Below are 12686 nucleotides of genomic sequence, written 5' to 3'. Positions count from 1 at the left end.
CCTGAACCTGTAAAGGCTCATTCGTGGCGAACATCAAGTCCCAGATCAAGCGGATCAAGACCAACGAGAAGGCCCGGCAGCGCAACAAGGCCGTCAAGTCCTCTCTGAAGACCGCGATCCGCAAGGCCCGCGAGGCGTCTGCCGCGGGTGACGTCGAGAAGGCCACCGAGTACACGCGCGCCGCGTCGCGCGCGCTCGACAAGGCTGTCTCGAAGGGCGTCATCCACAAGAACCAGGCCGCCAACAAGAAGTCGGCGCTTGCTTCGAAGGTCGCCACGCTCAAGGGCTGAGTCGGCTGAGCTCCTCGGGGCTCAACCTCTGACTTACTTGACGTGACCGTCGGCCGGACCCGAGCGGGCCCTCTCTCTCCGCTCCCGACCGACACCCCGGATTCGCGCACGATCTGCGTTCGCCACGCGGGCGTGAATCCACCATCTTGTACCGAAGGCCCCGCTCCTCCCTTCCCCGGGAGACCAAGCGGGGCCTTCGGTATGCCAGGGGCCTTCGGTCGTAGGCGCGCCGCCGGCGACAACCCTTCGGGTGTGCGAGCCGCGCGTCGGTGGACTGCGGAGGTTCTGGGGACTGCGGAGGTTCTGGCGGAGCCGTTCCCGAACGGAGCCGGGCCTCGGGGTGGGCCACGACCGGTCCCGGCACGGCTAACGTCGGGCGGAGCGAGCCGCACGGGCGATGACCACGACCGGTCCCGGCAGGACTAACCTCGGCCGGAGCGAGCCGCACGAGCGATGGCCACGACCGCCTTCTCCAGGGCGTACTCGGGGTCGTCCCCGCCGCCCTTGACGCCGGCGTCCGCCTCCGCGACGGCCGTGAGCGCCATGGCGACCCCGTCCGGCGTCCAGCCCCGCATCTGCTGCCGCACGCGATCGATCTTCCACGGCGGCATCCCCAGCTCACGGGCCAGGTCGGCGGGCCTGCCGCCCCGTGCGGAGGACAGCTTCCCGATCGCTCGCACCCCTTGCGCGAGCGCACTGGTGATCAGGACGGGTGCCACACCGGTCGACAGCGACCAGCGCAGCGCCTCGAGCGCCTCCGCGGCCCGCCCCTCCACGGCCCGGTCGGCCACGGTGAAGCTGGACGCCTCGGCCCGCCCGGTGTAGTACCTCCCGACGACGGCCTCGTCGATCGTCCCCTCGACGTCCGCGGTCAGCTGCGACGCGGCCGACGCCAGCTCCCGCAGATCGCTCCCGATGGAGTCCACCAGCGCCTGGCAGGCCTCCGGAGTGGCCGCCCGGCCGAGCGTCCGGAACTCGCCCCGCACGAACGCCAGCCGGTCCGCCGGTTTGGTCATCTTGGGACACGCCACCTCCCGCGCGCCCACCTTGCGCGCGGCGTCGAGCAGCCCCTTGCCCTTGGCCCCGCCCGCGTGCAGGAGCACCAGGGTGATCTCCTCGGCGGGAGCCCCCAGATACCCCTTCACGTCCTTGATCGTGTCGGCCGACAGATCCTGGGCGTTGCGTACGATCACGACCTTGCGCTCAGAGAAGAGCGAGGGACTCGTCAGCTCGGCGAGCGTGCCCGGCTGCAACTGGTCCGGGGTGAGATCCCGTACGTCCGTGTCGGCGTCGCTGGCCCTCGCGGCGGCCACCACCTCCCGCACGGCACGGTCGAGCAGGAGATCCTCCTGGCCCACTGCCAGCGTGACAGGGGCGAGAAGGTCGTCTTGTGCGGTCTTCTTGGCCATCACCGAAAGCATCCCACGCGCCACCGACAACCCAAGCCGCCGACGCCCACCCACCCGGGGTGACCACGCCTCACGCACCACCCCCGGCTCGACCCCACGAGGCCCGACGAGCTCGGGCGAGCGGGCGGGCCGGAGGCCGTCACGGCTCCTCGTGCCAGCCGTCCCACTCGGCTGCGAACTCGTCCAGTTCCCTCGGGTCCAGCCGTGCCTCGGGGTCCGCCAGCACCACCAGCCACTGCGCGTCCTCGGCGTCGTCCTCGCCCGCGAGCGCGTCACGGACGAGCTGCGGCTCCTCAGGCAGGCCGAACCGGTCGCCGACGGCCTCCGCCGCCTCCTCGGCAGCGTCACGGTCGGGCAGCACCAGTACATGTCTCACATTGCTCACCCGAACATCTTCCGGCACGCCCGACGCGCCCCGCGCCGGGATCGGGATCCCGAGCATGTGATCTGCGCGGCTCCCGGCCCCGGCTACGGGAGTTCCTTGACCTCCGGCACCCGGTCCAGCTCGATCCCGAAACGCTCCCGGTAGGCGGCCAGCACCTCCTCGTCCGTCGCCAGTTCCGTCACCTCCTTGGTCCCGTCGGCCGTCGAGACGGTGAACCTGCGGCCGCCGAGCGTGATCCGGCCTCCGTCCTCGGTCACCCGAGAACAGACCAGTGACCGAGTGAAATGCGACTGCGGCGAAGTCCCGTGCCACCAGGCTCCGACGACGAAGTCCCCGAGCACGCGCGGCCGTACCTCCAGCCGGTACCGGCGCTTGTCGTCCAGGAGGACATCGAGATCCTCCTGATCCCGCGAACCGCCGGTGCCCCGCACCGCCGCCGCGTCCGGCGCCGACTCCACGACCCGGAACATCCCGCCGGGGTCCCGCTGTTCGCCTCGCTCCGTGAACGACAGCGGATAGTGGCTGTGCGCCCCGAACCCGACATCGGTCAGCCAGTCGCCCCCGTCCACCGTCCGCACCCGCAGCGCGAGATGGTCGTAGGGGATCCCGGGCTTCCCGTCATCCCCGTACACCCGCGCCGCGAGAAGCGTCACGTCGAAGCCCAGCGACACCAGCAACGCCCCGAACGCGCCGTTCAGTTCGTAGCAGAAGCCCCCTCTGCGGGCGCCCACCACCTTGTCCAGCAGCCGCTTCTCCTCCAGCACGATCTCCTCGCCGAGGTGGATCGACAGGTTTTCGAACGGCACTGTCCGCAGATGGCACAGCTGAAGCTCACGGAGCACATCGGACGTGGGCCATGCCGGGTGCTGGGCCCCGATACGGCGAAGGTAGGCGTCGGCCTGCGCGGAATTCATGCATTCAGTGTCGCGCCACACCAAGCCCTTCGCCCGCACCGGTGACGGCGAGATCACCGTCCTCGTCGGTACGCAGCACCACCGCGCCCCTGGATCGCAGGGCCGCGACCGTACTCGGCGCCGGATGTCCGTAGGGGTTGTCCCTGCCCACCGAGATGAGCGCGAACCGCGGCGCCACTCTGCGTATGAGCTCCGGATCCTGATACGCCGACCCGTGATGGGCGACCTTGAGCACATCGACACCTTCCAGTTCCGCGGCCGCCGGCGATCTCGACAAGGCCCGCTGGGCGGGCGGCTCCAGGTCGCCGAGCAACAGCAGCCGCAGCCCCGCGGAGCGCACGAGCAGGGTGACGCTGGCGTCGTTCGGGTCGTCCGGCGGCACCGCCGGATCCGGCGGCGGCCACAGCACCCGCCAGTCGAGCCGTCCCACGCGCCTCCTCTCCCCCGCGACGGCCCGGGTCAGGGGAATGTGCCGTGCGGCCGCCTCCCTTCGCACGAACTCGGCCTGGTCCAAGGGCTCTTCGAATCCGGTCGTCTCGATCGCGCCCACCGAACGCCCCCGAAGCACACCCGACAGGCCCGCGACATGGTCGGCGTGGAAATGTGTCAGGACGACGAGCGGGATCCTGGTGACCCCGAGTGTGCTCAGACAGCGGTCGGCCAGCGCCGGGTCGGGTCCCGCGTCCACCACCACCGCGCTGCCGTCCCCCACCGCGAGCACGCCCGCGTCGCCCTGCCCCACATCGCACATCGCGAATCTCCAGCCGGGCGGCGGCCACCCCGTGATCACCCTGGTCAGCGGCGTCGGCTGCACCACGAACAGCAGGAGCAGCACAGCGACGGCACCGCAGGGCAACGGATGCCTCAGCAGCCGCCGGCCGACTGCCACGCCGGCCACCGTGACCAGGGCCAGCAGCAGCGCGCCCGTCCAGCTGTCCGGCCAGTCCACTCCTCCACCGGGCTGGGCCGCCCCCGCACGCGCGATGCCCGCGATCCACCGGGCGGGCCAACTCGCCCACCAGGCAAGGACCTTGGCCACGGGCATCGCGAAGGAGGAGGTCGCCAGCGTGGCGAACCCCAGCACCGTGGCCGGCGTGACCGCGAACTCCGCGAGGAGATTGCACGGAACCGCCACGAGACTCACCCGGGCCGACAGCACGGCGACCACCGGAGCGCACAGGGCCTGCGCGGCGGCGGCCGCGGCCAGCGCCTCGGCCAGGCGCGCAGGCACACGACGCCGCTGGAGTGCCGTGCTCCAGCGCGGGGCGAGCGTCAGCAGGGCTCCGGTCGCGAGGACGGAGAGCAGGAATCCGTAACTGCGGGCGAGCCAGGGGTCGTACAGCACCAGGAGCAGAACCGCGGCGGCCAGCGCCGGGATCAGCGATCTGCGGCGCCCGGTCGCGACGGCGAGCAGCGAGATCGCTCCACAGGCCGCCGCCCGCAGCACGCTCGGGTCCGGCCGGCACACCATCACGAAGGCGAGCGTGAGCGCTCCGCCGAGCAGCGCGGTCGCCCGGAGCGGAACCCCGAGCCGGGAGGCGAGGCCCCGCCGCTCCACCCGCTGGGCGAGACCCGGCGGCCCGGTGAACAGTGCGAGGACGATGACGAGATTGCCCCCGCTGACGGCCAGGAGATGGGTGAGATCGGTGGCCTTGAAGGCGTCGTCGAGCTCCGGCGTGACACGGGAGGTGTCCCCCACGACCAACCCTGGCAGCAGCGCCCGCGCGTCCGCGTCCAGGCCGTCGGTCGCCGTCCGCAGCCCTTCGCGCAGTCGGCCCGCGAACCGCTGCGGACCGGACGGCGCTCGCACCACCTCGGGCGGCGCACTCCCCCGTACCCGCAGCACCGCCGCGATGTCGTCGCCGTCCGTCAGGGCGGGCACGACCCGCGCCGCGACCCGCAGCCGGGTCGACGGCAGCAGCGACAACCAGGGCGAGCGCCCGTCGGCCTCCCGGAGCACACCCCGTCGAGGGCGGCCGCCCGCCGCCCGGGGCGCACCCCGCCGCGAGCGGGCGTCGACGATCACCAGCACCGGCGCCCGGGTGGCCAGCACCGTGCCGTCCGCCTGTGTGACCCGAGTGACGTCGGCGTCGAACAGCAAGGCCGTCGGAGCGATGTGGTCCCCTTTGATCCGGGGCCGGGTGAGCCGGGGGTCGGAGGTGATCTCCACCTCGGCGGTCACGTCGGCGAACTTCTCCGCGAGCGCGGGGACGGGGCCGCGTCGCAGGTCCGCAGAGTGCAGCCCCGCTGAGGCCGCGGCGGCGGCGACGCAGAGGAGCACGGCGGCGACGGACACCCATAACCCCGGTCGCACCACCCCTGGCCCCTGCCCCGCACCCGGGTCCGGACCCGGGGCTCCCCGCCCCGCACCCGCCTCTCCCCACCCGATACCCGAACCATCTCTTCCGGCGCCAGAGATGCCTCGGTCGGCACCCGGACCTCCCCGTCCGCTTCGCTGGTCCCCTCTCCCGGCGCCCAAGCTGCCCGAGCCGCCTTGCCCGGTGCCCGAGGCGCCCGAGCCGCCTGAGCCGCCTCGCCCGGTGCCCGAGCCGCCCGAGACGCCCCGCACGACACCCGAGGTACCCGAACCAGCCCGCACGGCGCCCGAGCCTCCCCACCCGGTTCCTTGGTTCCCTCGCCCGGCGCCCGCGGCTCTCCTCCCCGCGTCCTCGTCCCCTCGCCCTGTCCGCATGTCTCCCGGCCCTGTCCGCATGCCTCCCGGCCGCGCAGCCAGCAGTACGCCGGCCGCGACCAGGGACACGGCCACGACGGCGGTGACCCGGCCCGGTGACGCTCCGACGCTCAAGGCTGCCGTGAGCCAGACCGCGGCAGCGGGTGCCACGAGCCGGAGATCGGCCGGCCCCTCCGCCCTCGGGTGCGAGGCCCCCCAGCCGTCGCCCCGAAGCCGCGTGCACGGGCCTCCGGCCGCCGGCCCCGGGAAGGCCCGCGGGGCCCGACGGAGAACCTTGTGGCTCCCCGACCCCCGTCATCGGCGACGGCGCGGGCTCCCCGGCCCTCGTCATCGGCGACGGCGCGGGCTCCTCCGGCATCCTTACCGGCCCGCCGGGTGCCCCGTTCGTCACCGGGGCCGCCCGCTCGTCCCTCCTCCAGGAACCGTTCATGGCCGCACCAGGTCGCGGAGATCGGCGAAGCGGCGGTCTCCGATCCCGGTCACATTGCGGAGCTCGTCGACCGAGCGGAAACCGCCGTGCGCCGTGCGGTAGTCGACGATGTGCCGGGCGAGGACGGGCCCGACCCCTGGCAGGCTGTCGAACTGGTCGACCGTGGCCGTGTTGAGAGGAATCGGCGCGGCGGGCACGGCCCCCGCCCCCGGTCCTCCGCCTCCGAGCGGTCCGGAGCCAACGGAACCAACGGAGCCACCCGGTCCGGCTCCCGTCGGGGGCACGGACGCGCCGACCATGATCTGTTCGCCGTCCACGAGGAGCCGGGCGCGGTTGAGTCCGTCGGTGTCCGTGCCGGGCCGCGGTCCGCCGGCGGCTCGCAGGGCGTCCTCGACACGGGAGCCGGCCGGCAACCGCCGGAGTCCGGGGGCGCGCACCTTTCCGCCCACGTCCACGACGACCACGCTCCCGCCGGCACCCGCCGTGCTCGACGCCGCCGCCGGAGCACCGGATCCCGCTCCCGGCCCGTCGCCCGGCGCGCGCTTCCCGCCGTAGGGCGCCGCGGCGCTCACCACCTCGGGAGCCCGGACAGGCCGGGTCCGGCCGGCCCAGAAGTGCTGCACGGCGAAGACGGCGGCCACGACCAGTAACACGGTCAGCGCGGCCACGCTCCTGCGTTCCAGACCGCACCTCGACTGGAGCCACAACGGGAGCCGCTCCCGTACGGCGAGCCCGGCCCGGTCCCGCCAGGCGCCCGCCTCCCCGGCCGGATCCCGCGAGGCGGGCTCACCCACCGCCAGCGCGCCCACAGCCTCCGAGCCCACGGCCGATGAGTTCAGGGCCGATGAGTTCAGGGCTGGCGAGCTCACGGCCACCGAGCCCACGGCCACCGAGTTCAGGCCCGCCGAGTTCACGGCTGGCGAGCTCACAACCGGCGAGACGGCCGCCATCCCCTCGGCCGTCGAGACATCCGCCCACGGGGTCCGGCCGGGGTCCGGTCCGGTGCCGCGACCGTGGGGCCGGGCCCGGGAGTTCCCGGGGCTCTGCACACCGTCGGTCAGAACTCCCGTGTCCGCAGCCGTGTTTGCCCTAGGGACGTCCCCGAGATCAGGGTCGGTCTCCGGTGGTCCGCTCCCCGACTCGCGTCGCCGCTGGGCGTGTTCGGTGAAGAGCGCGTCGGCGCGCAGACGAAGGGCCGTGGCCGAAGCCTCGTTACCGCGGCTCCAGGTCCGCCCGTCGTGACGAGTCCGGGTTCGCCCGTCGCGGCGGCGATGGCGGCTGCGGCTGTCGGAGAGGGGGCCACGACCCGGTCCGCTGGTAGGGGTCGCGGTGCGTGTGCTCGATCGAAGTGCCATGCGGCGAGGATGCGGCAACCCGGCACCATCGCGATGATCTTGCTCAATTCCGGTGGAGAGCGGCCCCGTTGTGGATAACTCCATCACCCGCACGAGCGACGTAGACCCTACCCGCACGAGCGACGCACGCCCCAGCCGCACGAGCGGCACGCAGGAGTGACAGGGCTGCCGGCCCCCTCACCGGGGTGACACGACCGCCGCCAGCAGCCCGGGTCCCGTGTGAGCTCCGATCACCGCGCCCACCTCGCTCACGTGCAGTTCGGCAAGTCCCGGCACGCGCGCCCGTAGACGGTCCGCGAGGGCCGACGCCCGCTCGGGGGCCGCCAGATGGTGAACGGCGATGTCGACCTGTGCACTGCCCGCCCGGTCCACGACGATCTCTTCCAGCCGGGCGATCGCCTTGGACGACGTGCGGACCTTTTCGAGGAGTTCGATACGGCCGTCGTGGAGCTGTAGCAGCGGCTTCACCGCGAGCGCGGAACCCAGCAGGGCCTGAGCGGCCCCGATCCTGCCGCCGCGGCGCAGGTAGTCGAGGGTGTCGACGTAGAAGTGGGCGGACATGCCCGCGGCCCGCTTCTCGGCGGCCGTGACCGCGTCGTCGACGCTTCCGCCCGCCTCGGCGGACTCGGCGGCTGCCAGCGCGCAGAACCCGAGAGCCATGGCGACCATCCCGGTGTCGACGACGCGCACCGGCACCGGGGCCTCGCGCGCCGCGAGCACCGCGGCGTCGTAGGTGCCCGAGAACTCGGAGGAGAGGTGCAGAGAGACGATGCCGGTGGCGCCGGACTCGGCGACCTCGCGATAGGTCGCGGCGAACGTCTCGGGGCTGGGCCGGGACGTCGTGACGGGGCGCCGCTTCTGGAGTGCCTGGGCCAGCGAGCGGGCCGAGATCTCGGTGCCCTCTTCGAACGCCTGGTCGCCGAGGACCACGGTGAGGGGAACCGATGTGATGCCGTGGCGCTCCATCGTCCGCGGCGGCAGGTAGGCCGTTGAATCGGTGACGATCGCGACATGGCGGGACATGAGCTGGAGGTTACCTGGCGGGGCGGGTGCGCGGCAGCCCGGCCCCTTCCACCTGCGGTCGCGACGGCCGGATCATGTCGTGCTCTCGGGGCGGGGCTTCTTCTGCCAAGGGTAGGCGGGCCGTTGGCCGGGCGGTGTGATCGCCGAACGCCTCGACCGGTCCTCGGGACGGGAGCGCGGGCTCGTCGGCGGGGTCTGTCCGTCGGAGGTTCCCGCGTCCGCCGCGGGGGCGTCGGGCCAGGACGTCGCCGGACCCGGTTCCTTGGTCCAGTGACGCAGTGCGCCGGCCTCCACGTCGATCTGGGCACTCAGGGTGTCCAGGTCGTCGCCCGCGAAGCGGTGGGCCCGGTCGCGGGCCGCCCAGCGAAGCGAGTCCGCCGACTGCGTGATCCGCCGGGTGCGCTCGCGCAGGCCGGGCAGCCGGGTGGCGAGCGTGTCCCGGTCGGGCTCGGCCTCCAGACGCTTCAGTTCGGCGTCCAGCTCGTACCCGTGGGCGCTGAGCCGCTGGAAGAGGCTCAGGGACTCCTTGAGGGACTCATCCTCCGCGGCGCTCGCCTGGAGCGCGTCCTGGGTGGCGCGCATCGATGTGCGCAGTGTCAGCCTGAGCTGGGCGAGCTCGCCCTGGGGGCCGGGCTGGGCGAAGGACTTCGCGCGCAGGGTGGTGTCCTCGACCGTGCGGCGGGCCTGCGAGATGGTGCGGTCCACACCGCGCTTGGCGGCGCCGATCACCTTCACCGTCGCGTACGCGCCGAACACCACGAACAGCAGGAAGAGCAAGGCGATCACGGTGATCACGGTACCCATCACACTCCTCCTCCGACCGACCGCGGCCGAACTTTCGCCGCGCTCTCAACGGTAAACGCTGCGGGCAGGTTCGGAGTTCCGAAAGAACCCCGAACCTGCCCGTAAGGGACTACCCCGAGCCGTCACACCGCCCGGACCCGCGTGGTGCCGGCTAAGCGGTGACGATGTTCACCAGCTTCGGCGCGCGCACGATCACCTTGCGGATCCCGGCGCCGCCCAGCGCTGCGACGACCTTCTCGTCGGCCAGCGCCACCTTCTCCAGCTCCGCGTCGGTGATCGACGGGGAGACCTCCAGGCGGGCCTTGACCTTGCCCTTGATCTGCACGACGCAGGTCACGGCCTCGTCGACGGCGTACGCGGGGTCGGCGACGGGGAAGTCCTGGTGGACGACCGAGTCGGCGTGGCCCAGCTTGCGCCACAGTTCCTCGGCGATGTGCGGGGCCAGCGGCGCGACCATCAGCACCAGTGCCTCGGCGACCGGGCGCGCCACCGGGCCGCCCACCTTGGTCAGGTGGTTGTTCAGCTCGGTGACCTTGGCGATGGCGGTGTTGAACCGCATGCCCTCCAGGTCCTGGCGCACCCCGTCGATGGCCTTGTGCAGGGCACGCAGGGTGTCCTCGTCCGGCTCGGCGGCGACGACCGTGACCTCGCCGGTCGTCTCGTCGACGACATTGCGCCACAGCCGCTGGAGCAGACGGTACTGGCCCACCACCGCGCGCGTGTCCCACGGGCGGGACACGTCCAGGGGACCCATCGCCATCTCGTACAGGCGCAGGGTGTCCGCTCCGTACTCGGCGCAGATCTCGTCCGGGGTCACCGCGTTCTTCAGGGACTTGCCCATCTTGCCCATCAGCCGGGAGACCTTCTCGCCCTGGTGGTAGAAGGCGCCGTCGCGCTCCTCCACCTCGGCGGCGGCTACGGCGATACCGCGGCTGTCGCGGTACACGTAGGCCTGGATCATGCCCTGGTTGAACAGCTTGTGGAACGGCTCGGCCGACGAGACGTGGCCCAGGTCGAACAGGACCTTCGACCAGAAGCGGGCGTACAGCAGGTGCAGCACGGCGTGCTCGGCGCCGCCGACGTACAGGTCGACGCCGCCGTGCGGCCGGCCCTCGCGCGGACCCATCCAGTACTGCTCAATGGCCGGGTCGACCAGCTTCTCGTCGTTGTGCGGGTCCAGGTAGCGCAGCTCGTACCAGCAGGAACCGGCCCAGTTGGGCATGGTGTTGGTCTCGCGGCGGTACTTCTGCGGGCCGCGGCCGTCCTCCAGGTCCAGGGTGACGTGGACCCAGTCGTCGTTGCGGGACAGCGGGGTCTCGGGGGACGTGTGCGCGTCGTCCGGGTCGAAGGTGCGCGGCGAGTAGTCCTCGACCTCCGGCAGCTCCAGCGGCAGCATCGACTCGGGCAGCGAGTGGGCGACGCCGTCCTCGTCGTAGACGATCGGGAAGGGCTCGCCCCAGTAGCGCTGGCGGCTGAACAGCCAGTCGCGCAGACGGAAGTTGACGGTGCCCTCGCCGATGCCCCGGCGCTCCAGCCATTCCGTGATGCGCGCCTTGGCGTCGACGACGCCCAGACCGTCCAGGGAGATGCCGTCGCCGGCGGAGTTGACGATGTTCGCGTCGTACGAGGCGAAGGCGTCGTCCCAGGCGGAGGCGTCGGTGCCGCGGTCGTCCGAGGGCTCGACCACACAGCGCATGGGCAGCTCGAAGGCGCGCGCGAACGCGAAGTCGCGGCTGTCGTGCGCCGGGACGGCCATGATCGCGCCGGTGCCGTAGCCCATCAGCACGTAGTCGGCGATGAAGACCGGGACCTTCTCGCCGTTGACCGGGTTGGTGGCGAACGTGCCGGTGAAGACACCGGTCTTGTCCTTGGCCTCGGCCTGGCGCTCGACGTCGGACTTCGAGGCGGCCTGCGCGCGGTAGGCGGCGACGGCCTCGGCGGGGGTCGCGTGACCGCCGGTCCACACGTCGTGGGTGCCCTCGGGCCAGGCGGCCGGGGTGAACTTCTCGACCAGCGGGTGTTCCGGCGCCAGCACCATGTAGGTGGCCCCGAACAGGGTGTCCTGGCGGGTGGTGAAGACCGTGATCGCTTCGCCGTCGATCGGGAAGTCGACCCGGGCGCCCTCGGAGCGGCCGATCCAGTTGCGCTGCTGGAGCTTGATGGCCTCGGGCCAGTCCAGCGCGTCCAGGTCGTCCAGCAGGCGGTCCGCGTAGGCGGTGATGCGCATGTTCCACTGGCGCAGCTTGGCCTTGAAGACGGGGAAGTTGCCGCGCTCGGAACGGCCGTCGGAGGTGACCTCCTCGTTGGCCAGGACGGTGCCCAGGCCGGGGCACCAGTTGACCGGTGCGTCGGAGGCGTACGCCAGGCGGTAGCCGCTCAGGACGTCGGCACGCTCGGTGGCGCTCAGCTCGTTCCACGCGCGCGTGGTGCCGCCGACGGCGGGGACGCCACGCTCACCGCTCTCGAACTGGGCGACCAGGGCGGAGATCGGACGGGCCTTCGCGGCCTCGTCGTCGTACCAGGAGTTGAAGATCTGCAGGAAGATCCACTGGGTCCACTTGTAGTACTCGGGGTCGATCGTGGCGAACGACCGGCGCTTGTCGTGGCCCAGGCCCAGCGCGCGCAGCTGGACCTTCATGTTCTCCATGTTGGCCTCGGTGGACACGCGCGGGTGCGTGCCGGTCTGCACCGCGTACTGCTCGGCGGGCAGACCGAAGGCGTCGAAGCCCAGGGTGTGCAGGACGTTGTGGCCCGTCATCCGCTGGAACCGGGCGTATACATCGGTGGCGATGTAGCCCAGGGGGTGCCCCACGTGCAGACCCGCACCCGAGGGGTACGGGAACATGTCCATGATGAACTTCTCGGGCCGGGCGGCCAGCTCGGGATCCCCGGCCAGGTCGCCGGTGGGGTTCGGAGCCTCGTACGTGCCCTCGGCGTCCCAGAAGTCCTGCCAGCGTGCCTCGATGTCGGCCGCCAGAGCGGCCGTGTAGCGGTGCGGCGCGGCCGACTCGGCGGTGGCGGCAGCGGTGTTCGTCTCGCTCATGTCCTCAAAGCTCCATCGATCGTCTCTGCCAGCAGAAATGAAAAAACCCCTCGCACAGGAGGGGACGCCGCGCTGATGCCGACCACGATGCGTCAGCGGTCGGGACTGATCAGCGCGGCTCGCTAAGCAGAAGGCGTACGGCACGCATGGCGTCAGGGTACCGCAGCGCCCGCGCGGGCCACGACGAGCTCGCGGGCACCTCTGATACCCCGCACGCCTCTCGGCACCCACAAAAAACGTTGACCGATGTTCAAATTTTACTTCGCTTAACGGACGCTTGCGGACAACACAAAGACCTCATTGCCCTTTGGTAACAACGCAATAACTCAAACGTGGAGCTC

The 12686-nt window shown here is 71.9% G+C and carries 9 protein-coding genes; 1 reads left to right on the top strand and 8 read right to left on the bottom strand.

From position 1 onward, the window contains the following. Positions 1–23: 23 nt before the first annotated feature. A complete protein-coding gene (gene rpsT / locus ABZV42_RS16005; protein ID WP_355976546.1) occupies positions 24–290 on the top strand; it encodes a 30S ribosomal protein S20 in 267 nt (88 codons plus the stop codon). A 422-nt stretch (positions 291–712) separates the two neighbouring features. Here rpsT and holA read toward each other — a convergent pair whose 3' ends face one another. The 8 genes from holA to leuS all read right to left on the bottom strand — a co-directional run bounded on the left by holA (position 713) and on the right by leuS (position 12345). Next, positions 713–1702 (bottom strand): DNA polymerase III subunit delta, encoded by a 990-nt coding sequence (gene holA / locus ABZV42_RS16000; protein ID WP_355976767.1) that lies wholly within the window; start codon positions 1700–1702, stop codon positions 713–715. A gap of 136 nt (positions 1703–1838) precedes the next feature. Next, positions 1839–2084: a hypothetical protein gene (locus ABZV42_RS15995; protein WP_355976547.1), complete on the bottom strand. Its 246-nt coding sequence runs from the start codon at positions 2082–2084 to the stop codon at positions 1839–1841. Positions 2085–2167: 83 nt separating this feature from the next. Further along, positions 2168–2998, bottom strand: coding sequence for an arylamine N-acetyltransferase (locus tag ABZV42_RS15990; RefSeq protein ID WP_356052272.1), 831 nt, complete (start codon positions 2996–2998; stop codon positions 2168–2170). Positions 2999–3002: 4 nt separating this feature from the next. Beyond that, positions 3003–5417, bottom strand: a complete 2415-nt coding sequence (locus ABZV42_RS15985; RefSeq protein ID WP_356052390.1) for a ComEC/Rec2 family competence protein — start codon at positions 5415–5417, stop codon at positions 3003–3005. Positions 5418–6116: 699 nt separating this feature from the next. Continuing rightward, positions 6117–6944, bottom strand: a complete 828-nt coding sequence (locus ABZV42_RS15980; RefSeq protein WP_356052270.1) for a ComEA family DNA-binding protein — start codon at positions 6942–6944, stop codon at positions 6117–6119. Between the two features lie 708 nt (positions 6945–7652). Next, complete coding sequence (locus tag ABZV42_RS15975; RefSeq protein ID WP_355976551.1) at positions 7653–8498, bottom strand: DegV family protein; 846 nt, start codon at positions 8496–8498, stop codon at positions 7653–7655. Positions 8499–8570: 72 nt separating this feature from the next. Then, complete coding sequence (locus ABZV42_RS15970; RefSeq protein ID WP_356052268.1) at positions 8571–9302, bottom strand: hypothetical protein; 732 nt, start codon at positions 9300–9302, stop codon at positions 8571–8573. Positions 9303–9453: 151 nt separating this feature from the next. Then, positions 9454–12345, bottom strand: a complete 2892-nt coding sequence (gene leuS, locus ABZV42_RS15965; protein ID WP_356052265.1) for a leucine--tRNA ligase — start codon at positions 12343–12345, stop codon at positions 9454–9456. Between the last annotated feature and the right edge of the window lie 341 nt (positions 12346–12686).

Source organism: Streptomyces sp. NPDC005281 (assembly GCF_040607495.1).
Classification (GTDB): Bacteria; Actinomycetota; Actinomycetes; order Streptomycetales; family Streptomycetaceae; genus Streptomyces.
The sequence above is the reverse complement of the archived record's forward strand: the minus strand, read 5'-3'. Positions and strand labels throughout refer to the sequence as shown.